General features: G+C 45.8%; 21 protein-coding genes. 2 read left to right on the forward strand and 19 right to left on the reverse strand.

What is annotated here, in order from left to right:
• Window positions 1-2 precede the first annotated feature (2 nt).
• Entirely contained in the window at window positions 3-422 is a 420-nt protein-coding gene (gene nikR / locus HUE98_RS17235; RefSeq protein WP_241421818.1) for a nickel-responsive transcriptional regulator NikR, read from the forward strand.
• On the opposite strand, the gene prmC is transcribed toward nikR, so the two are convergent.
• The 17 genes from prmC to HUE98_RS17320 form a co-directional block, all read right to left on the reverse strand.
• A complete protein-coding gene (prmC, locus tag HUE98_RS17240; RefSeq protein ID WP_241421819.1) occupies window positions 419-1315 on the reverse strand; it encodes a peptide chain release factor N(5)-glutamine methyltransferase in 897 nt (298 codons plus the stop codon). The genes nikR and prmC overlap by 4 nt on opposite strands.
• A gap of 75 nt (window positions 1316-1390) precedes the next feature.
• Window positions 1391-2458, reverse strand: coding sequence for a peptide chain release factor 1 (gene prfA, locus HUE98_RS17245; RefSeq protein WP_241421820.1), 1068 nt, complete (start codon window positions 2456-2458; stop codon window positions 1391-1393).
• A gap of 170 nt (window positions 2459-2628) precedes the next feature.
• Window positions 2629-2829, reverse strand: coding sequence for a 50S ribosomal protein L31 (gene rpmE, locus HUE98_RS17250; protein ID WP_241421821.1), 201 nt, complete (start codon window positions 2827-2829; stop codon window positions 2629-2631).
• A 246-nt stretch (window positions 2830-3075) separates the two neighbouring features.
• The gene (locus tag HUE98_RS17255) at window positions 3076-4053 is read right to left on the reverse strand and encodes a peptidoglycan DD-metalloendopeptidase family protein (RefSeq protein WP_241421822.1); all 978 of its coding nucleotides are present in this window, start codon (window positions 4051-4053) and stop codon (window positions 3076-3078) included.
• Between the two features lie 77 nt (window positions 4054-4130).
• Window positions 4131-5399, reverse strand: a complete 1269-nt coding sequence (rho, locus tag HUE98_RS17260; RefSeq protein WP_241421823.1) for a transcription termination factor Rho — start codon at window positions 5397-5399, stop codon at window positions 4131-4133.
• 231 nt (window positions 5400-5630) lie between these two features.
• Window positions 5631-6629 carry a sodium:calcium antiporter gene (locus tag HUE98_RS17265; RefSeq protein WP_241421824.1) on the reverse strand — a complete coding sequence of 333 codons (999 nt, stop codon included), beginning with the start codon at window positions 6627-6629 and terminating at the stop codon, window positions 5631-5633.
• 104 nt (window positions 6630-6733) lie between these two features.
• A complete protein-coding gene (gene glpX, locus HUE98_RS17270; protein ID WP_241421825.1) occupies window positions 6734-7711 on the reverse strand; it encodes a class II fructose-bisphosphatase in 978 nt (325 codons plus the stop codon).
• Between the two features lie 43 nt (window positions 7712-7754).
• Window positions 7755-8399: a fructose-6-phosphate aldolase gene (fsa, locus tag HUE98_RS17275; RefSeq protein WP_241421826.1), complete on the reverse strand. Its 645-nt coding sequence runs from the start codon at window positions 8397-8399 to the stop codon at window positions 7755-7757.
• Window positions 8400-8571: 172 nt separating this feature from the next.
• Entirely contained in the window at window positions 8572-9426 is an 855-nt protein-coding gene (locus HUE98_RS17280; RefSeq protein ID WP_241423599.1) for a class II fructose-1,6-bisphosphate aldolase, read from the reverse strand.
• A 20-nt stretch (window positions 9427-9446) separates the two neighbouring features.
• Window positions 9447-9842: a response regulator gene (locus tag HUE98_RS17285; RefSeq protein ID WP_241421827.1), complete on the reverse strand. Its 396-nt coding sequence runs from the start codon at window positions 9840-9842 to the stop codon at window positions 9447-9449.
• Between the two features lie 157 nt (window positions 9843-9999).
• Window positions 10000-10461: a helix-turn-helix transcriptional regulator gene (locus HUE98_RS17290; protein ID WP_241421828.1), complete on the reverse strand. Its 462-nt coding sequence runs from the start codon at window positions 10459-10461 to the stop codon at window positions 10000-10002.
• 200 nt (window positions 10462-10661) lie between these two features.
• Entirely contained in the window at window positions 10662-11282 is a 621-nt protein-coding gene (locus tag HUE98_RS17295; RefSeq protein ID WP_241421829.1) for a Yip1 family protein, read from the reverse strand.
• Window positions 11279-12220, reverse strand: coding sequence for a signal peptide peptidase SppA (gene sppA, locus HUE98_RS17300; RefSeq protein ID WP_241421830.1), 942 nt, complete (start codon window positions 12218-12220; stop codon window positions 11279-11281). Before sppA ends, HUE98_RS17295 begins: the two co-directional genes overlap by 4 nt.
• 295 nt (window positions 12221-12515) lie before the next feature.
• On the reverse strand, window positions 12516-14135 hold the full coding sequence (locus HUE98_RS17305; RefSeq protein WP_241421831.1) for a CTP synthase: 1620 nt from the start codon (window positions 14133-14135) through the stop codon (window positions 12516-12518).
• Between the two features lie 19 nt (window positions 14136-14154).
• Window positions 14155-15018, reverse strand: coding sequence for an agmatinase (gene speB / locus HUE98_RS17310; RefSeq protein WP_241421832.1), 864 nt, complete (start codon window positions 15016-15018; stop codon window positions 14155-14157).
• Between the two features lies 1 nt (window position 15019).
• Window positions 15020-15850, reverse strand: coding sequence for a polyamine aminopropyltransferase (gene speE, locus HUE98_RS17315; RefSeq protein WP_241421833.1), 831 nt, complete (start codon window positions 15848-15850; stop codon window positions 15020-15022).
• A gap of 114 nt (window positions 15851-15964) precedes the next feature.
• Window positions 15965-16423, reverse strand: a complete 459-nt coding sequence (locus HUE98_RS17320; RefSeq protein ID WP_241423600.1) for a pyruvoyl-dependent arginine decarboxylase — start codon at window positions 16421-16423, stop codon at window positions 15965-15967.
• Between the two features lie 338 nt (window positions 16424-16761).
• Here HUE98_RS17320 and HUE98_RS17325 point away from each other — a divergent pair, with 338 nt between their 5' ends.
• Window positions 16762-18816: a transglycosylase domain-containing protein gene (locus HUE98_RS17325; RefSeq protein WP_241421834.1), complete on the forward strand. Its 2055-nt coding sequence runs from the start codon at window positions 16762-16764 to the stop codon at window positions 18814-18816.
• A 237-nt stretch (window positions 18817-19053) separates the two neighbouring features.
• On the opposite strand, the gene HUE98_RS17330 is transcribed toward HUE98_RS17325, so the two are convergent.
• Together HUE98_RS17330 and glnA are read right to left on the reverse strand one after the other, a co-directional pair.
• Window positions 19054-19674 carry an MBL fold metallo-hydrolase gene (locus tag HUE98_RS17330; RefSeq protein WP_241421835.1) on the reverse strand — a complete coding sequence of 207 codons (621 nt, stop codon included), beginning with the start codon at window positions 19672-19674 and terminating at the stop codon, window positions 19054-19056.
• A gap of 211 nt (window positions 19675-19885) precedes the next feature.
• Entirely contained in the window at window positions 19886-21184 is a 1299-nt protein-coding gene (gene glnA / locus HUE98_RS17335; protein WP_241423601.1) for a type I glutamate--ammonia ligase, read from the reverse strand.
• Window positions 21185-21582 lie beyond the last annotated feature (398 nt).

Here is a 21582-nt window from a genome sequence, read left to right on the forward strand (position 1 = left end):
TTATGAGCAAATTAATACGTTTTGGTGTTTCCATGAACGAACAGCTTTTAGAAAAATTTGACCAACAAATTGTCAAGAAGGGCTATAGCAACCGGTCAGAAGCGGTCCGAGACCTTATCCGCAACCAGTTGGTTCAGCTGGAGTGGGAGGACGAAAACCAGGAGGTGGCAGGGACTGTTACTCTGGTATATGACCACCATGTAAGGGGGCTTACCAACGTTTTAATGGAGATACAGCACGACTTCCATAACCTGGTACTGTCCACCATGCACGTGCATCTGGACCATTACAACTGCCTGGAGGTGCTGGTGATTAAGGGAAAAGCTTCGGATACCCGTAAACTGGCGGAAAAACTTATCAGCATCAAAGGGGTTAAACACGGACAGCTTTCAATTACCAGTACCGGCAAAAACCTGGACTAAGGCAGTTTGCTTAGGCCATTCTTCCCGGATAGGGCCACTAGCACCCGTTCTATACCGCTGTAGTCTTTTACAACATCCAAAGTTTCAAATATTCCTGTGGAGGCCGCCAGGGACTTAACCTTGAGCATTTGACCCTTTCCCATCTCCAGGGCCGTCATGCCCTGAGGTTTTAAAAAATTATGAAGGCTGCCAAATATTCTTCGGTAAAAGTTCAGCCCATCTTTACCTCCCTGGAGAGCCAGCAGCGGTTCATGGCCCTTAACTTCCCGCTGCAGTGCAGCCAGTTCCCCGGTGGCTACATAAGGAGGATTGGAAACAACCACGTGAAAAGTAAGCTCCTCTTGAACACGGAGGGGTTCCCACAGGTCACCTTCTAAAAAGGTGATTTTTTTGGATACTCTATGAAATTCAGCGTTTTCTTTTGCTACCTTAAGAGCTTTAGGGCACAGATCCACAGCCCATACCCGACAGGAGGGCAGCCTTTTGGCCAGGGTTACGGCCAGTACTCCACTTCCGCAGCACAGGTCAAGAAGGCGAAGGGGCCCTAAATATCGCCCCTCTATATAATCCAGGACAGTCTGGCACAGTATCTCTGTTTCCGGCCTGGGAACCAAGACTTCAGGGGTTACCTTAAAATCCAGGCCCATAAACTCCTTACTTCCTACGATATAATGATAGGGCACACCGGAAACCCTTTTGCGCACCAGTTCCTGAAAATGCTCCAGCTGTTCAGAAGATATTTCCTCTTCAGGATGTGCATATATAAACACCCGGTCTTTTTTCATGCAAAAGGCCAAAAGCAGCACTCCTTCACTGCCACAGCCAGGAATTCCCGCCTCTTTTAACTGTAGAGAAGCCCCTTTCAGGGCTTCTTTTATTGTTGCATTCTTCATATCTATGTGCACCTCGTGAGAACTTATTTATCCACCTGACCAACCGACCAACTGTCCACTGAACACTGTCCACCATCACTGTGCCCGTTTCAAAAGTTCCTCCTGTTCCGCTGCTGCCAATTTTTCTATAAACTCACCAATATCTCCGTCTAAAACCAGGTCCAGTTTATGCAGGGTCAAACCCACCCTATGATCAGTAACTCTCCCCTGGGGGAAGTTATAGGTGCGAATCCTCTCACTGCGGTCACCGGAACCTACCTGGCTCTTCCGGTTCTGGGCCATCTCCGCATCATGTTCATTCTGTATGACTTCTAAAAGTCGGGTCCGGAGGACCTTCATGGCCTTATCCCGGTTTTTGTGTTGGGATTTCTCATCCTGACAGGAAGCCACAATATTGGTAGGCACATGGGTAATCCGAACAGCAGATTTAGTAGTATTCACGCTCTGTCCTCCTGGTCCCGTGGAACAGAAGGTATCAATTCTCAAGTCCTGGGGATTTATTTCCACCTCCACCTCTTCTGCTTCGGGCAAAACCGCCACCGTAGCAGCAGAGGTATGGATCCTTCCGCTGGATTCTGTGGCAGGAACCCTCTGCACACGATGCACTCCGGATTCATATTTCAAGCAGCTGTAGGCCCCTTCCCCCTCCACCATGAAAACAATTTCTTTAAATCCCCCGATATCAGTCTCACTGGAATTTAAGATTTCCAGCTTCCAGTTTCGGCGCTCAGCATATCGAGCGTACATACGGAATAATTCCCCGGCAAAAAGGGCCGCTTCATCCCCACCGGTGCCGGCACGAATTTCTACAATAACATCCTTTTCATCAAAGGGGTCCTTTGGAATAAGCAGTATTTTCAGCTGCTCATCCAGCTGCTCCTTCTGATTTGAGAGAAGCGCCACCTCCTCCTTGACCATAAGGGCCATATCCTCCTCAAGCTTTTCATTCTGCATCTCCTGGGCCTCTATCAGCTGTTGGTTGACTATTTTGTAATTGCGGAAAACCTCCACCGTTTTACTCAAACGGGAGTGTTCCCGGGTATACTTTTGCCATTCCTGCTGACGGTTGATTATCTCGGGGTCGCTGATAAGTGCCTCCAATTCCAGGAAATAATCTTCAAGCTTTTGCAGTTTTTCTAACATGTTCTTCACCTCATATCTACAGGTAAGCCCGGAACTAAGAGCCATCCGGGCAAAAGTTGTACCTCTTGGTATTTTTATTTTATCGAAAAATTAAATAAAAATCAATTCTCTTTCGCTTTCCAAAAGTTGTCCCTCCATAAAGAAAAAGCAGAGCCTTTCCGCCCCGCTTCTTAATTCCTGCCGTATTTACGTTTAAATCTCTCTACCCGTCCGCCGGCATCTACAAATTTCTGTTTCCCTGTAAAGAAGGGGTGGCATGCTGAACATATTTCCACTTTCAGATCTTTTTTTGTGGATCCGATTTCAAAAACCTTGCCACAGGCACATTTAATAGTAGTTGCGTGATATTCAGGATGAATCTTTGCTTTCAATGGTCTTCACCTCTTTCGGTAGAAATTAAAAATGCACAAATCTGGGGTAAACCCCGTTGAATTAACCCTTATATATTATATCAGCCATTTATCCTGAGGGCAAGTCCATCAGAATTTCCTGTCTAAACATTTATAAATCATAACACAGCTAAATAGCCAATGCAACCAAAATCTTTTTCTCAGATATTACTTTCTGTCACTTTCCTGGATAAATTTTTTAAAATTATTAAAAACTGCCCAAAAGGTTTACCTTTTGGGCAGATGATTTATAGGGTTCAGCTTTTCGCCATTTTTAATAATTTCCAGGTGCAGGTGAGGTCCCGTAGCATCTCCGGTTTCCCCTGCCAGGGCAATCACCTGGCCCTGGTTCACCCACTGGCCTTGGCTTACCTCCAGACGGGAAGCGTGACCGTACAGGCTTCTCCAACCATCACCGTGGTCAAGGATCACTGCCCGGCCATAACCGCCTCTCCAGCCGGAATATTCTACGTTTCCAGAAGCAATGGCCAGCAGAGGAGTCCCTGTGGGCACCGCAATATCCAGTCCAAAATGATACCCCCCGCTCCGGGGTCCAAAGTGAGAGGATATCCAGCCGTCAGCAGGCCAAATAAATTGGGGCGATGAAGGAGATTGACGACTGAGAGTAAGGGTGCTGGCGCTGCGGGCAGCAATCGTAGCTTGAGCGTCATTTTCCGCTGCCACCTTTTCCAGGCTGGTTTTATCCGCCGGGATAATCAGAGTTTCTCCAATCTGCAGTTGTTCAGGATTATCTACATTGTTGACATCCAACAGTTCATTTCTGCCGATGCTGTATTCTGACGCTATATCCCAGATGGTGTCCCCTTGAGCAACTTCATGGATAATCATATACCCCCGAGTAATTCTAAGAACCTCCCCCTCCTGGATCTGGGTTGATGTGTTTAGATGGTTATTCAGGGCAATTACCTCCCCCGAAGACTTGTACCGGTCAGCTATACTGTCCACAGTCTCCCCACTCTGAACCCGATGAAAGATTATCTCCACAAGGTCCTCTTCTTCCTCCGGCTCTACTTCCTCTTCCTGAGGATTGTTTTTGTCCACATATTCTATTAACTTATCTAAAAAAGGCGGGCGAATATTGGCCGCCGCCGACTGTTCCAGGGCCTGGACATTATTTGGAAAAACCGTAAACAAAAAGGCTGCCATCAGTAAAACCCAGCAAGAACAGCGCAATTTCCCAACCATTTTCATGTCACCTCATTTTTGGTATAATAACTCACCTCCTATTGTTGACTAAATTTTAAATAAATATACTAAATATCCTATAAATTATGCATATTGGCTAAAAATTCTTCGTTTGAAACAGTCTTAGACAGCTTGCTGATGAGCAGTTCCACGAATTCCCCCGGGCTGGAACTATGCATAGCTCTCCTTAGGGTCCACATCAGCTCCAGCTTTTTCTCCGGCAGCAGCAGTTCTTCTCTTCGGGTCCCCGACTTGTTTATATCTATAGCCGGGAAAACTCTCCTCTCCGCCAGTTTTCTTTCTAAATGAATCTCCATATTTCCAGTACCTTTGAACTCCTCATAAATAACATCATCCATGCGGCTGCCGGTTTCCACCAGGGCGGTGGCTAAGATAGTTAGGCTGCCCCCTTCTTCCATGTTTCTTGCGGCACCAAAAAAACGCTTGGGCTTGTGAAAAGCGCCGGGGTCAATCCCTCCGGAAAGGGTTCTGCCGCTGGGGGGAATCACCAGGTTATAGGCCCGGGCCAACCTGGTGATGCTGTCTAATAAAATCACCACGTCCCTACCATGCTCCACCAAACGCTGTGCCCTCTCCAATACCATTTCAGCCAACCGCACATGGTTCTGCGGCTGTTCGTCAAAGGTAGAGCTTAAAACATCACCCTTTACGGAACGACGCATGTCCGTTACCTCTTCAGGCCTTTCATCAATTAAAAGCACGATCAATTCTAAGGCCGGATAGTTTTCGGTCAAACTGTTGGCGATCTTTTTTAAAAGAAGGGTTTTTCCAGCCTTGGGGGGAGAAACAATCAGGCCCCGCTGCCCCTTTCCAATGGGGACTAACAGGTCAATAATTCGGGTAGCAAACTGTTGGGGAGAGGTCTCAAGTATAAGCTGTTCATGAGGATGAACCGGAGTAAGAGAGGGAAAGTAAGGTCTTTTGGAAGCCTTTTCCGGGTCCGATCCGTTGACAGCGCCAACATGCAGCAGAGCATAATAGCGCTCATTATCCTTAGGCCTTCTTACTTTACCACTTACCTGATCCCCGGTACGCAGGTCAAAGCGCTTGATTTGAGAAGCAGATATATAAATATCTTCATTCCCGGGAAGATAAGATTTGTTCCGGAGAAAACCAAAACCATCGGGCATAATATCTAAAACCCCTTCATCAAAGGAATAACCCTCCTGTTCCGCTGCCGCTTTCATTATGGCAAATATTAGATCTTTCTTCTTAAGGGTTGTATACCCTTTGACCTCCTGTTCCTGAGCTATTTTTCCCAGCTCAGGCAGGGTCATCTTTTCTAGAGTTTCTATTTTTAAATCCTTGTAAACTGCTTCCATCATATAAGTCCTCCTGTTTTTTAAAATAAATTAATGCCTGTTATATATGTACTCAAAGTGATTCTACCCTCCATTATTAACAGGTAGATTGATAATTACTGCTTCGCTGCAGCCAAAAAGCGAAAAATATAAAGTTATTAGAAATATATTAATCCAGTATATTCTTTACGTATATCTTTAATTAATAAGTTTTGAAATAAGCGAAAATACAGGAATGAAATAAGGGGGCTTCGTTCAAGAAGTAATTCCCATGGAAAATAGCAGGAACACGGTAATGAGATAGGTTATAACGATGGCTATTGAGTCCAATCCCAGGCTGGCCACCTGTTTCTTGGAACGATATATAAGGCCTATTATAGCCACGGCCATTAAAAATATACTTATTTGGGCGGTTAAAAGGTGCTCTACGCTGACATCTTTAAGAACGGGACCGGGACTATAAAATATTTCTGCTATAAAAACGATAAACAGGTTTAGAAAATTAGAGCCAAAAATATTGCCGATTGCCATGTCCAGGAGTCCCATGCGGGCAGCAGCAACAGTAGTCACCAGCTCCGGAAGGGAGGTAGAAATAGCAATAAATATGGATCCCACCAATGTTTCCCCCAACCCTGTCTGATCAGCGATCACTTTTCCTGAGTCTACCAAAATAATTCCTGCAAATATAATTATGGCCGAAGAGATAAGAAAAACTACAATCCCCTGAGTCAGGGTTTTCCCCTCTAGATGATGACAGGACACGTTTTCATCCTTCAAAACCGGAAAACGCCTTTCATACCTCAAGAGTAGACGGGAGCCAAAAATATAAAAAACTAGGATCATCCAGCTTTCCAAACCGATCCCAAAAATTGAAATAGTGGTGGGAAGCATAATATTTACGGTAATAAAGCTGGTCATGGCAATACATATTCCCGCTGTAAGAATGTGAACTACCTTTACCTGACGCAGAACAGGGTACCCGGGGCTGATCAGGTCTATCAGTGCAATAATGACCACATTGAAGATATTGCTGCCGAAAATGTTCCCCAGTGCCAGGTCTGGGGCCCCTATCAAGGAGGAACGGGCAGAGGTGGCAATTTCCGGGAGTGAAGTAGCCAGGGGCAGCAGCAGTGCCCCTGCCCACATCATACCTAATCCTGTTCTTTCAGCGATTAAGTCCGCACTTCTGGTCAGCCGTGTACCGGCAAAGATTATTAATACCATGCTCAAAATAAATTTTATCCAAATTGTCAAAAAGATCAACTCCGGGGTTATTTGCCAGAAATAGCGGCAGGACTCTTTCTACAATATTATAAGATTTTCAAATAAAAGTGGAACCTGAAGGTCATTAACACGATTTAAGAACAATCCCGGCTGACTACAAACTGGGGCTTTTTGTCCAGGCGGTGCACAGCCTCCACGAACCTGATGGTGCCGGTCTTACCCCTCATGACCAGTGAATGGGTGGAGGCAGTCTTTCCTAAAAATCGCACACCCTTGAGCATATCACCATCGGTTATGCCGGTGGCGGCAAAGATAACGTCATCGTCTTTTACCAGGTCGTCCAACAGAAGAAGCTTGTTCATATCGGCAATACCCATATTAATAATTTTTTCTTTGTCCTCATGGTCCTCGGGGTAAAGCCGGGCCTGAATTTCCCCTCCCAGGCATTTCAACGCGGCAGCAGCAAGAACCCCCTCCGGCGCCCCACCGATTCCAAAAAGAATATCTACGCCGGTATCCTCCACTGCGGTGGCAATAGCAGCAGAAACATCACCGTCAGTAATTAATTTTACCCGGGCTCCCGCCTCCCTAACCTCCTGAATAATCCTCTGGTGACGGGGGCGGTCCAGGATGATGGCTACCAGGTCCTCTACATTTCTATGTAACGCTTTAGCCACAGCCTTAAGATTATCCTTTACAGGGGCATCAAGGTGTATTGACCCTGCCGCTTTTGGCCCCACGGCAATCTTGTCCATATATATGTCCGGAGCATGCAGCAGGCATCCCCGTCCCGATACCGCCAGGACCGACAGAGAGTTGGGCAGGCCCTTGGCCACCAGGTTAGTCCCCTCCAAAGGATCCACAGCGACATCCACCTGAGGTTCATCTCCTGTTCCTACCTTTTCTCCGGTGTAAAGCATGGGGGCTTCATCCATTTCCCCTTCTCCAATAACTACTGTGCCGTCAACAAATACAGTATCAAAGGTTCGGCGCATGGCATCCACTGCTGCCTGATCCGCAGCAATTTTATCCCCCCGGCCCATTAACCTGGCTGAAGCCAAAGCTGCCGCCTCTGTTACCCTTACAAATTCCAGCGCTAGTTCTCTCTCCAAGTTTATCCTCTCCCATTCTAAGGAATTTAATTATTAAACATTGTTACCTTCCGGATTTCTGCCAATCATCTAAAAACATTTTAATCCCCTTTTCCGTCAAAGGATGCTGAAACATTTGGCTTAACACTTTAAAGGGAATAGTAGCTATATCCGCACCGGCCTGGGCAACCTCCATGACATGCAGAGGATGCCGGATGCTGGCGGCAATTATTTCTGTTTCATATCCATAATAGTTGTAAACCTCAACAATTTCCTTAACCAACTGCACCCCCGAGTGGCCGATATCATCCAGTCGGCCAATGAAGGGACTGATATATGATGCCCCGGCCTGGGCTGCCATCAAAGCCTGATTAAGAGAAAACATCAGAGTCACATTAGTCTTAATCCCTTCGGGGGCCAGCACGCTTACCGCCTTCATCCCCTCATGGGTCATGGGAATTTTAACAACTACATTGGAGGCCATCTTGGCAAGATTTTTGGCCTCCTCCACCATTTCTTCCCCTGTAAGGCTAATTACTTCCGCACTAACCGGACCCGGCACCAGGGTAGTAATCTCCCTCACAATCTCCTGAAAATCTCCTTCTTCCCTGGCAATCAAACTGGGGTTGGTTGTTACTCCGGTAATGATGCCCCATTCGGCAGCAGTTCGAATTTCTTCCAAGTTCGCGGTATCCAGGAAAAGCTTCATCCTTTCACCTTCCAATCTTTTTTTTATTCACTCACTTCATCTATCCTTTATAGTATGCTTTTGTCTTTTTAAAACCATAACTGTTTATAGTACCTTTTTTGTCTATCTCTTTTTGGATTAATCATTATAACGCCGCCTATCCCCATACAGGACTGGCGGCAGTCAAAGCTTTTTACGCTTTGGCAGAACAGCGGAACAGCTTCATTTTAGTCTTAATAATTTCTTTCATTTCCACTTTTGTAGGCCCTAAAATCTTTCTGGGATCAAACTCCTGAGGATGCTCCGCAATAACCTGTTTTACCGCACGGGCAAAGGCCTGACGAATGTCAGTGTCAATGTTAATCTTACAGATTCCCAGCTCAATAGCCCGACAGATACTTTCATTTGGCACACCAGATGCCCCATGCAGGACCAGGGGAATAGTTACTCTCTTCTTAATCTCCTCCAGCCGGTCAAAATCCAGCTTAGGCTCACCCTTGTAAGGGCCGTGAGCAGTGCCGATAGCAATGGCCAGAGCGTCTACTCCGGTTTTTTCTACGAACATTTGAGCCTCCTGCGGGTTGGTAAAAAGAGCATCCTTTTCATCAACGCTGATATCATCCTCAGTGCCTCCGATTTTCCCTAGCTCTCCTTCTACCGAGACCCCTACAGGGCCGGCTGCCTCAACCACCTTAGCAGTGAGAGCAATATTTTCCTCCAGGGGAAGCTTAGAGCCATCTATCATAACTGAACTGAAACCGTGCCTTATGCACAGCATAATTTGTTCAAAGCTGGTCCCGTGATCCAAATGAAGAGCCACAGGGACTTTAGCCTTTTTAGCAGCGGCTTTCACCATAGCCGTAATATACTCAATTCCGGCATACTTTAATCCTCCCTGACTGGCCTGAAGAATTACCGGCGCTCTTTCCTCCTCCGCAGACTCCACGATGGCTTGAACAATTTCCATGTTGTTAGTATTGAAAGCCCCTACGGCGTATCCGTTTTTTTGGGCCTCCCCCAGCATCTCTTTTAAGGTAATCAACATAATTACAGCTGCCTCCTTAGACTTTAATCTTGAAAAACCTGGTTTTGTGTTTCATGTTTATTAAGGACATCTTCAATTTTGTCCAACATGTCCTCTATTTCAAAAGGTTTTAACAGGCAGCCCTGGGCCCCCCTCTTCAAAACCTGAGAGAGGGTTTCAGGGTCGTTAAAACCTGAGATCATAATCACCGGTACTTTTGGTTTCACTTGTTTGATTAAACTCAGGGCTTCCAGGCCGGACATTCCCGACATTTTAATATCCAAAAGCACCAGGTCCACCGGCTGCTTTTTTACAATTTCCACAGCACCTGGACCATTTTCAGCAACCAGAACGGAATAACTCTCCTCTAAAATTTCCTTAATTAGAGTACGAATTCCCTCCTGGTCATCGGCTACCAGTATTAGTCTGTCGCTACTCATGAAAAAACCCCCATAGCATATATTGGATATTTACCTTACGCTGCATTTAAAAAAATTATGTAACCTTAATAACTGCGGCCTTCGACGAAACAATCTCTTTCGCCTCTATTTAATTATACCAATTGTTACCGGAGGATTCAAAACATAACTTCAACCTTTAGTAAAACTTAATAACTTTTTTTATCAATCCCTGTTCCAAGGCCCACCGTTCAATATCTTCCTTATTCCACACCGGCCCCATCTTCAGCTGATATAATGGCCGCGGCAGCTTTCCCCTCTGTCGATAAACGCTTACTTTTTTTGGGCTCCAACCCAACATCTCTGCTGCTTCAGCTGTTCCTACAATGTTAAGTGGACGCTGATGATGGGGAAAATCCTTTCTTAGAATTACGGTAACCTCTTTTTCCTGCTCGTTAAAAAATTCAATAATGTATTTTTTATTTCGGGTGCTGCAGCTTCTCACTAAAAAACCTTCACTTTCCCAGAGGATCGTCCCTTCATCCGAGGGGTCCAAATCAATGTTATGCTCTTGTAAAAGCCGGAGGAATTCCAAACTATAATCTCCCTGGTCGGAAACTTGAAAAGTTCCCAGTATTTTTCCCGGTCGGTAGATACTCATCAAACATACCTCCCTGTTGTATATTACAACAATTAATTATAAAAGGATTCCTCGATATTGTCAACATTTGAAAATACAGCAAAAAGCTTCCAATGGATAAAGTAAGTCCCAGATTCTCCTTGAAAAAGCCGTTGTCGAAAAATTTTCTCAGATAACCGACTCTTCTCCAAAGAGTATGCTGTCAGGGAAATGGCCAAAGACTAGTATTGAAAAAACTCCCCCAGAAAAGGCGCCATGATAACAGCAAGAAAAATCATAAACAGCACCAACAAAGCAGTTAAAATAATGATGGGAAGAAAATAGGTCACCAGGGACTTGCCGGAGGAAAAACCGTAGACTGCCTGAATACCAAAGACTTTTAGAACCAGGGCCCATATGAATATTATCAGGGAAAACAAATTGGTTGGATCAATAGGTAAATATCGAGTTATCAAACTGATGGGTACCATAAAAATATAGGGGATCTGCCCATAGCCCAACACAGCACCTAACCGGGAAACCCGACCTTCTCCTCCCAACAATTCTGCAGTTAAGTGCAGTACCGCTGCGGAAAGAAAAAAATACAAGGGAATAAAGGGCAGATTGAAAAAGGGCATAAACCGGCTCATTCCCTGAATTAGTTCAATGGGTACAGATAACTCCTGAAATTCCTCTAAGAGTTGTCCCGTTTGATTGGCGGTGTTGGCCAGGGATACAATTAGGGAAACCACTGTATATACCAGAAATCCGTGCCATATATTCTTTTTCTTGCTGATTTTCTCCATTCCCTGAGAGGGCCTGAAAAGAATGTCATATATGTCATCTAAAAAATTACTCATCATCGTATCTCCACTCCTCTATTCCAGCGATAAAAGTACAAATGTTCTAAAAAGTTGCGGGAATCAATGGGAGAGTTAATACTGCTGCCGAAAAAAATATCCCAAAATGTAATCCCTCCGTGCCCAATAATATTAGGGGCCCCTTCCATGCCGGCCAGCTCAGCTGCCCGGTCCACCGCATCGTAAATATTCCCCAGTTCATCCACCAGGCCCAGTTCCAATGCCTGCCGGCCGGTAAACACCCGTCCATCAGCCAACGCCAGAACCTGCTCTTTAGACATATTTCTGCCGCTGGCAACTGCCTCCACAAACTGCTCATACACATCCTGGGAAAAAGATTGAAGAATTTCTCTTTCCTCCGAAGTCATAGCCCGGGAGATATCCCCGATATCCTTAAATTCCCCGCTCTTAATAGTTTCAAATTCTATGCCCAGTTCTTCAAAGAGTTCTTCCAGACTAATATGCTGTAGAATTACCCCAATACTTCCGGTGGTGGTCCCCGGGTTAGCCATAATATGGTCGGCGGCCACAGAAATGTAATATCCGCCGGAGGCAGCCATATCCGACATGGATACCACCACCACCTTGCCATCCTCCCTCAGTTTGAGTATTTCACTGTGGATCTCCTGGGTGGCGGAGGCTGTTCCCCCCGGACTGTTTACCCGAAGCACCACCGCTTCCACCGAGGGGTTCAATCGAGCATCCCGCAGCTGTTCCAGGACATGGTCCATGCCCCCGGATACAGTCATTATTCCGGCACCCTGTGACCTGCCTCCGGATATTTCCCCTTCCACATAAATCAAGGCCAAGCCCCCTCCTTGAGAACTGCTTTTATTGGGGGCATAATCCCCTCTCCCCAAGAAAACATCCCTGACGCTGAGAAACAGGGTAATCACAATGACAGCTGCAACAGCTATCATAACTATTTTTTTCCCATTCATTTTTTCACATCCTTTTGGAATTATTATTATTGCCTGTTCCATATTTTCATGCTATCTTTTCCCTGGTTCTTTTTTATCTTGATATTTTGGGGAATCTCTTTTAGCCAGTAGGCTTTCTTAGATTTCCCCACAGCTTTTTTAGAATACCTTACCATTATTTATCTATTCTGCTGAGAAACAATTATTCCTTCCTGTTAACAAAAAGTAGTGCCCTAATAGATATGCTCAAACAAAAACCCTATGGTGTTTTATGTCAAGAAACATAAAACACCATAGGGTTTCTACCAACAGGCCTTTAGACCTTTTTTTCCTTTTGAAACTTTATAGCATTTTTAACAAAATCCCGGAAAAGCGGCTGCGGATTGTTAGGCCGGGACTTAAATTCCGGGTGAAACTGAGTGGCCATATACCATGGGTGGTTTTTCAGTTCTATGATTTCTACTAATCTTTGGTCCGGAGAAATCCCACTGAATACCATGCCGCCTTTTTCCAGAACTTCCCGGTAGCTGTTATTTAACTCGTACCGATGCCTGTGCCGTTCGTAAATATTATTAACTTGATAGGCTTGATAAGCAAGAGTGTTCTCCTTGATTACGCAGGGATAGCTGCCCAGCCTCATGGTACCTCCCTTATCGGTAACTTTTTTCTGTTCCGGCAGCAGGTCTATAACAGGATAAGGGGTCTCAGGGTCTATTTCTGAGCTGTGGGCTCCATTGAGCCCCAGCACATTACGGGAAAATTCCACTACAGCACAATGCAGTCCCAGGCAGACCCCCAGAAAAGGAATCCGATTTTCTCGGGCGTACTTAGCTGCCTTAACCTTGCCCTCAATCCCTCGACTTCCAAAACCACCGGGGACCAGTATGCCGTCTACCCCCTCCAGGCAGGCAGCTTTGGGATCATCCTCCAGCTCCTCAGCACTTACCCATTTAATTTCCACCTCTGCTCCATTATAAATACCAGAATGGTTCAAAGCTTCCGCTATACTAAGGTAAGCATCATGCAGAGCTACATACTTGCCCACCAGGGCGATATTCACCGGCGGCAGGGCCTTAATCTCCCGGGTCCGCTGCACCAGGCTCTCCCACTGAGCCAGTTCCGGTGGGCCGCATTCCAGTTTCAGCTTATTCACTACAATATCGTCAAGGCCCTCTTTTTTTAGCATTAAGGGTACCTGATAAAGGCTTTCCACATCCAGGTTCTCTATGACTGCCTCAAAGTCCGTATCACAAAACAGGGCAATTTTTTCTTTAATATCCCGGGTTAGGGGCCTTTCCGTCCGGCAGACGATGATATCCGGCTGAATTCCAATGCTTCTCAGTTCTTTTACGCTGTGCTGGGTGGGCTTTGTTTTCAGTTCTCCACCCTTCTCCAAATAAGGAATCAAAGTAACATGGATATACATTACCGAATTCCGGCCTACCTCTACCTTCATTTGACGAATAGCCTCCAGGAAGGGGAGCCCTTCGATATCCCCGACAGTTCCGCCAATTTCGGTAATCACCACATCCAGTTCCTCTTCCTGGGCGGCCACCTTAATCCGTGACTTTATTTCATCGGTGATGTGAGGAATAACCTGTACCGTCCCACCCAAATAGTCCCCGTGCCGTTCCTTGGTGATCACTGACCAGTAAATTTTTCCGGTGGTTATGTTACTGTTCTTGGACAGATTGATGTCAATAAACCGCTCATAATGCCCTATGTCCAAATCAGTCTCCGCGCCATCGTCGGTTACATATACTTCTCCGTGCTGGTAAGGGCTCATGGTTCCGGGGTCAAAATTGATATAGGGGTCAAACTTCTGAATAGTAACCTTCAGTCCCCGGTTCTTCAAAAGACGCCCCAGGGAGGCAGCGGTTATACCTTTACCCAGGGAAGAAACCACACCCCCGGTAACAAAAATATACTTGGTCATATAATCACCCTTCCTTTTTCTAGCCGTGTGACAGTATTATCTCTCTTATGACTTTAGCAGCCAATAAAGAGGTAATCTGAGCCCGGTCATAATCTGGCGCCACTTCCACCAGGTCAAAGCCTACTAACTGGAAATCCGACAGCTTAACTGCGGCTTCCATTATCTCCCGGGAGCTGCAGCCGCCGGGTTCAGGTGTGCCTGTCCCTGGAGCATATGCCGGGTCAACCACATCTATATCTAAGGTAACATATAAAGGACGCTTGGCCAGTTCATCTTTTAGCGTTTCCAAAGGTTTTATTATTTCAAAGGGGAAGAACCTTGTATTCTGCCGGGCAAAAGCCAGTTCTTGAGAGGTGGCAGATCGGATCCCCAACTGATAAATATCTTTCACACAGGTATCTGAGTATATCCTATACATAACCGAGGCATGGCTCTTCTCTTCCCCCAAATAATGGGGCCGTAAATCTGCATGGGCATCCAACTGCAGCACCGCCAGATCCGGATAAAGTTCTGCTGCCGCTTTCACCGCAGGAAGGGTTACCAAATGGTCTCCCCCAATCATCAGGGGGAACTTACCCTCCTTTAAAAGTGTTCTCCAGGCTTGTTCTATTATTTCCAGGCTTTTCTCTACATTGCCCAAGGGCAGGACCAGGTCGCCTCCATCAAAAAATCGGACCTCCCTCAGGTCTTTTTCCAAAACCAGGCTGTGTTCCTCTAAAGCCCGAGAGACCCGGCGTATGGCCTGAGCCGCCATGCGGGAACCGGGCCGATAACTGACGGTATAGTCCATAGGCGCCCCGAAAAGAACGATAGAAGAGCCTTCATAGTCCTGGCTGGATTCCATAAAACCCTGTTCACTGTCCAGGCAGCTCCGAAAATCCAATTTATTTCCCCTCCAAAAGTTCTTTTGTGAATCCCGGCAGGACAAAGGAGCTCCTGTGAACCTCCGGTGAATAGTATCGGGTATCCAAATCCTCAAAAATCTCCACCTTCAAAGGGTCATGCACTTTAGAGCCCAAAGTAAAACTCCACAATCCACTGGGATAGGTGGGCACCGAAGCCAGATACAGCCGCGTTACAGGGAATACCTTTTCAACTCTTTTAGTTACAGAGCGGATCAGGTCCCTATTGTAAAAGGGTGACTCCGTCTGGGCCACCATAATTCCCTGAGGTGTAAGGGCGTCAAAGATATTCTGATAAAACTCCTGGGTAAAAAGCCCCACCGCCGGCCCTACCGGTTCCGTTGAGTCCACCAGGATTATATCGAATTGTTCTTTGCAGGATTCTACATACTTTAATCCATCGGTAATAATAACCTCTACCCGGGAATCCTCCAGTGCGCCGCCGCTTATTTCCGGCAGATGTTCTTTACAGGCCTTTACCACTTCTTCATCTATTTCGACCAGCACAGCCCGGGATACTCCCGGATGCTTGACAATCTGCTTGATGGTTCCACCATCTCCTCCTCCAATCACCAGCACCTGCTTAGGATTAGGATGAGTCAAAAGCGGCACATGAGTAATCATCTCATGATAAATAAATTCGTCCTCCACGGTGGTCTGTACCATTCCGTCTAATACCAACATTTTGCCAAACTGCAGAGTATCCAGAACGGCCAGTTCCTGAAAGGCAGTCATCCTGGTGCAGAGAGTCTCCTTAACCTGACAGGTGATGCCCAGGTGGGGAGTCTGTTTTTCCGTATACCACAGCTCCATATTTTAGATTCCTTCCTTTATCTCTTTTCAGTTAGTCGTCACGATATAAACATTGTTGTTACACTATAAACATAAACCTTAATGTATAACTTCTATTACAGCAAAAAAACCCGCTTAATAGCCCAAGACTACAGCAGCCAGGGCAGAAGCCGTCTTTTCTACCACGTGCTCCACAGAGCTTATCCTGGTTTCCTTCAGAGGCATATTCCTGAGATGAAAAGCCTCCTTAATCATAGAGCTGATACGAGACTCTGCCTCCTCTTTGCTGCATTCTCCGGCATATTCCATAATCACTCCGAAGGTGTCATGAGAAAAGCCTATTCCTACCGCTGCCGAAATTACGGTACCGGGAATATCTGAACAGATGGCTCCATAAGCCGTAGGTGCCAGGGTGCCGGGAGCTATGGCCATATCCTGGTCCTGCTGAGCACCGGGGGGCATAATACTGCTGATTCTTACCAGGTTAATGTTAGCGATGCCGGCCTCCAGCAGGGCATGGTCAAAAGCCGTAAGCTTGTGCTCTCCCTCCGCTGCACCGGCTACAATTTTAAATTTAGTGGGTATCGGTATCACCAAAGCACCTTCTTCCATATTTAACATATAATTGTCTTTGAGCAAACACATACATCTGCAATTATACCAAAAAGAGTTTAAAAAATAAACTTTTTTTTTAGACTTGCCAATTACAAGCTTTACCCTAATTCCCTGCTTTCATAGAGTAAAACTTTGCTTGCAATATCCAAATACTCTTTATTAATCAGAGGTCTTTTCTACTAACTCCATTTAGAATAAAACCTTTGATAACTATGGTATAATATGTACAAGGTAGAATATGCTTAAATTATATCTGTATTTTAGTTTTAGAATAATGGCTTAAGCATAATAGTCAGGATAGAACGAGGAGCATACTTATGGCCAAAAAAAGAAAAATATCATTTTTCAAAATAATTATTTTAACTTTTATTGTGTTTTTTCTTACCGGCATTATAGGTGCAGGCTATATTTTTTACTCTATCGCCTCTCTAGATACGCTGCCTGAACCCGATATCGCTCTCACCAGCAAGTTTTACGACAGTAATGGGGATCTTTTGACCACCATGTACCAGGAGGACCGCTGGGAGGTGACGCTGAATGAAATCCCTTTAGAACTTCAACAAGCGGTCATTGCCGTAGAGGACGCTCATTTTTATGACCATTTTGGAATTAACCTTTTGTCCATTGGACGAGCTGCCTTAAGAAATATTCAAAAGGGACGCATTGTAGAAGGGGGCAGCACCATAACCCAGCAGTTGGCCAAAAATATATATTTGACCCACGACCGGACTTTTCAACGGAAGGCGGATGAACTGATTCTGACATTGCACCTGGAAAGGACTTATACCAAGGACGAGATCCTGAATATGTATTTAAATATTATTTATTTTGGCCACGGCAATTACGGGGTAGAATCTGCGGCCAAGCGTTATTTTGGTAAATCAGCCAAAGACCTTACTCTGGCTGAGTCCTCTATGCTGGCTGGAATCCCCCGGGGGCCCGGATATTATTCTCCTCTGATTGAAGGAAACCAGCAGGCGGCCCGAAACAGGCAGACCCACGTATTAAACCGTATGGTAGAGTTGGAATTCATCACTCCTGCACAGAAACAGGAGGCGCTGGACCAGGAGCTAGTCTACAAATCTTTGGAAAGTGGAGACCGTCCCGCAGGCCATTTTATCAATTATATTGCTTCCACTCATCTGGAGGTTCTGCTGGATATTCAGAGAGAAGACGTCTACCGCGGCGGCCTGAATATATATACTACCCTGGATCCAACCATGCAGGCAGCGGCAGAAGATGCCCTGCGGCAGGAGTTGGAAAATTTCTCCCAGAGTTACGTGGATGAGCAGGGTATCCTGCAGCCCCAAGGGGCTTTGGTAGCAGTAGATCCTACCAATGGACATGTAAAAGCTCTGGTGGGGGGGTTGAATTACCGGGAAAGCAATTTAAATAGGGCTATAGACAGCAAACGCCAGCCTGGTTCTGCTTTCAAGCCCTTTATTTATGCTAAAGCCTTAGACTCAGGCTATACGGCTGCTTCTCAAATCCTCTGTGAACCCATAGCAATTCCCAACCCGGGCTCCAACAAAGACTATGAGCCTAAAGACTACGGGGGAGGATTTCATTACCGGCATCTGACGGTCCGGGAAGCCCTGGTGCTGTCCTGTAATGTAAGCGCAGTGAAGGTGCACATGGACATAGGCCCGGAGGAAACCATTCGCTATGCTCACAATATGGGAATTAAGAGCCATCTGGACCCATACCCCTCCCTGGCCCTGGGAACATCAACAGTAACAGCACTGGAGATGGCTGCTGCCTATATTCCCCTGGCTAACGGTGGAATGGCCGCAGAGCCGGTGTTTGTCACCCGCATCACCGACCACCGGGGTAGGGTGCTCTGGGAACAGGATTACAAACAAACAGCGGCCCTGGATGAAAGGGTGGCTTATATATTAACCGATATTTTAAAAGGTGTGCTGGTTTATCCGGGGACCGGTTCCGCTGCCGGGGACATTCTAAAAAGGCCTGCTGCCGGAAAAACCGGAACCTCCAACGACTATACCGACGCCTACATGGTAGGCTACACCCCTCAGCTGGTGGCCAGTGTTTACGTAGGGGACGACCACAACAAATCCCTGGGGCAGACTGGAGGAAAGTTGGCTGTTCCTATCTGGGCCAATTTTATGGCGAAAGCTCTGATGGATTATTCTCCCCAGGATTTTTCGATGCCGCAGGGCATCTTACAGGTAAAGCTTTGTGCTGAAACCGGTTTGAGGCAAAACGAACGGTGCAGCGGCCCTGCCCTGGAGGAAATTTTTATTAGCGGCACGGAACCCCAGGAGTATTGTAGTGAAGACACGTGCCCCTATGTAGAACCGGAACGCCGCTGGCAGTGGCCTTTCGATATCCCCCAGCTGCCCTGGTTTTAGGCAGCCAAAACATTTTAATTAGGAAACTAAATTAGTGAACTGGTTTCAGCAAGCTTTAAAATCTGGGAATCAGGTGGAGACTCTACTCCTCCTTAATAAGACCCCCACCTACGCTAGCGCTTCGAGGTGGGGGTCTTATTAAAATGCAAAAAAAGGCTGTAACCGAAAAACTTTAACTTCGCTACAGCCTTTTTTAACAACACATACAGTTGTTATGCCGGGGTTAATTCCCATTGATTAGCGCAGAAAAGGATTGACCTTTTTTTCCCTGCCGATAGTGCTCTCCGGTCCATGCCCTGGGTATACCGCCGTATCATCACCTAAGGGAAATAGTTTTTCTTTAATGGCACTAATTAGCTGACGATGATTGCCGCCGGGCAGGTCTGACCTGCCTATAGAAGCAGCAAATAAAGTATCCCCTGTAAAAACTACACCATCCATATTCAGGCTGATCCCTCCCCGGGTATGACCGGGAGTATGGATCACCTTCATATTGTAATTACCAAAGGATATGGTATCCCCTTCTACCACAATTTTTTCCGCCGGGCTCAAAATCAGCTCTGAACCTACAAACATGGAAAGATTTTCGTGGGTATTTTCAAAAAGGGCGGCATCCTCCTCATGGATAATTACCGGGGCTTTGGTGGCTTCCCTTACTTCTTTAACTGCTCCAATGTGGTCAATATGTCCGTGGGTGGCTATAATATACTTCACCGTCAGATCCATTTCTTCCAGCGTGGCTAAGATGACCTCCGGTTCGGACCCCGGGTCAATCACCACCGCTTCCTTTGTATCACTGCATCCTACAATATAACAGTTGGACATAAAACCGCCCACTTCAAGCTTTTTTAATATCATTGCTGCACCTCCTGGTAAGGAATCCTGTATCAACTGTAAGGATACCCTTTACTGGATTATTATACTACATGTTTTCACAAAATCCTTTTATCGAAACTGAATTCATAGAATTGTTTTACGAATTCTCCACTTCCCCTGTATTATCCTACACTTATTTGTAATTTATTCTAATTTTTAGTAAAACCCATTGTGCTCCCTGCATTTTCTACCCTTACATTTCCATGTAGCGATTGAGTTCCCATTGGTGAACGGCTTTACTGTACTCCTTCCATTCCCGTTTTTTGGCTTTCAGATAGAGTTTGTAAATGTGTTCACCCACAGTTTCTTTCATCAACAGGCTGTTTTCCAATTCCTGTACAGCTTCATTTAAATTCTCGGGAAATTTTTTAATTCCCCGGCGCTTTTGAGTTTTACCATCCAAATCATACATATTTTCACAGCAGCAGTCGGGAGGATCAATTTTATTTCTTATTCCTTCCATTCCTGCCTTTAAAACAGCAGCAAAGGCCAGGTAGTGGTTTGCCGTAGCATCGGGATTCCTCAGTTCGATTCGGGTTGCCTCGCCCCGGGCAGCAGGAACTCTGACCAAAGGACTGCGGTTTCCCTCACCCCAGGCAATATGTGTAGGCGCTTCAAAACCGGGCATCAGTCTTTTATATGAATTCACAGTGGGGTTAGTGATGGCAGCAAACTCCCGGGCATGCTTCAAAAGGCCCCCGATATAATAATAGGCATTTTGGCTTAATCCCTTTTCATCTTCTTCAGAGCGGAAAACGTTTACTCCATTTTGAAAGAGAGACATGTTTAAATGCATGCAGTTGCCGTTTTCGCATGTCATAGGTTTAGGAATAAAAGTGGCATGCAGGCCGTGTTCCTTGGCCACTGTTTTTACCACCAGCTTAAATGTAGAAACATTATCTGCGGCAGTCAAAGCATCGCTGTATTTAAAATCTACTTCATGCTGCCCCGGAGCCGCTTCATGATGAGACGCTTCTATTTCAAAACCCATCTCCTCCAGGGTAAGGCATATATCTCTCCGGGCATCTTCCCCTAAATCTGTGGGGGCAAGGTCAAAATATCCGGCTTTATCGTGGGTACGAGTACTGTGATTGCCATTTTCATCGGTTTCAAAAAGAAAAAACTCTACCTCCGGTCCCACAAACAGCTGATAACCTATGTCTTTTAATTCCTTTAGAATTTTTTTCATTACACTACGGGGACAGCCCTCAAAGGGTTCCCCTTCTGGAGTGTGGACATCACATATAAGTCGTGCTGTTTTCGTCCCTCTCGCTGACCTCCAGGGAAATATGGTAAAAGTAGAAGGGTCCGGTGCCAGATACATATCCGATTCCTCTACCCGAACAAACCCTTTTATAGAAGAACCGTCAAACATCACCTGATTATTCAGGGCCTGATCCAACTGCTTGGAATTGATAGATACGTTTTTCAATTGCCCGAAAATATCCGTAAACTGCAGCCGAATAAATTTAATCTTCTCCTTTTCAATCATTTCCTTAATTTGTTTCCTCAGTTTCTCTACATCGTCACTACCAGATAACAAAAAATCATCTCCTGTATTTTTAAAATGAAAAAACACCGGCTATTTCCAGTGTTTTACACCTTTGACTATACTTTATCAAAATAAGGCCTTCGGTTCAAAGAGGCTTATGCCGCCTTAGAACATATTATTGTGCCTGAGCCCGGGTTCGGGCCCATAGGAGAGCCTATTTATATAAATAGTAACCTGCGCTCTACTCCAGAGGGATGTCCAATGATGCTGTTTATAGTGAACTGGTTTCAGCAAGCTGAAATATTGGGGAATCGGGTGAGGCTCTACTCCATCTGATTCCCCAATACCCACCTATGCTAATGCTTAGAGGTGGGTGTCTTATACCTAAAAATAAGAGT

This window comes from Candidatus Contubernalis alkalaceticus (assembly GCF_022558445.1).
GTDB lineage: Bacteria > Bacillota > Dethiobacteria > SKNC01 > SKNC01 > Contubernalis > Contubernalis alkaliaceticus.

Excerpts from the sequence above, each read along its gene's own strand:
- nikR (WP_241421818.1), top strand. The coding sequence starts at position 3 with ATGAGCAAATTAATACGTTTTGGTGTTTCCATGAACGAACAGCTTTTA.
- prmC (WP_241421819.1), bottom strand. The coding sequence starts at position 1,315 with ATGAAGAATGCAACAATAAAAGAAGCCCTGAAAGGGGCTTCTCTACAG.
- prfA (WP_241421820.1), bottom strand. The coding sequence starts at position 2,458 with ATGTTAGAAAAACTGCAAAAGCTTGAAGATTATTTCCTGGAATTGGAG.
- HUE98_RS17255 (WP_241421822.1), bottom strand. The coding sequence starts at position 4,053 with ATGGTTGGGAAATTGCGCTGTTCTTGCTGGGTTTTACTGATGGCAGCC.
- rho (WP_241421823.1), bottom strand. The coding sequence starts at position 5,399 with ATGATGGAAGCAGTTTACAAGGATTTAAAAATAGAAACTCTAGAAAAG.
- fsa (WP_241421826.1), bottom strand. The coding sequence starts at position 8,399 with ATGAAGCTTTTCCTGGATACCGCGAACTTGGAAGAAATTCGAACTGCT.
- HUE98_RS17285 (WP_241421827.1), bottom strand. The coding sequence starts at position 9,842 with ATGAGTAGCGACAGACTAATACTGGTAGCCGATGACCAGGAGGGAATT.
- HUE98_RS17290 (WP_241421828.1), bottom strand. The coding sequence starts at position 10,461 with ATGAGTATCTACCGACCGGGAAAAATACTGGGAACTTTTCAAGTTTCC.
- HUE98_RS17295 (WP_241421829.1), bottom strand. The coding sequence starts at position 11,282 with ATGATGAGTAATTTTTTAGATGACATATATGACATTCTTTTCAGGCCC.
- sppA (WP_241421830.1), bottom strand. The coding sequence starts at position 12,220 with ATGAATGGGAAAAAAATAGTTATGATAGCTGTTGCAGCTGTCATTGTG.
- HUE98_RS17305 (WP_241421831.1), bottom strand. The coding sequence starts at position 14,135 with ATGACCAAGTATATTTTTGTTACCGGGGGTGTGGTTTCTTCCCTGGGT.
- speE (WP_241421833.1), bottom strand. The coding sequence starts at position 15,850 with ATGGAGCTGTGGTATACGGAAAAACAGACTCCCCACCTGGGCATCACC.
- HUE98_RS17325 (WP_241421834.1), top strand. The coding sequence starts at position 16,762 with ATGGCCAAAAAAAGAAAAATATCATTTTTCAAAATAATTATTTTAACT.
- HUE98_RS17330 (WP_241421835.1), bottom strand. The coding sequence starts at position 19,674 with ATGATATTAAAAAAGCTTGAAGTGGGCGGTTTTATGTCCAACTGTTAT.
- glnA (WP_241423601.1), bottom strand. The coding sequence starts at position 21,184 with ATGATTGAAAAGGAGAAGATTAAATTTATTCGGCTGCAGTTTACGGAT.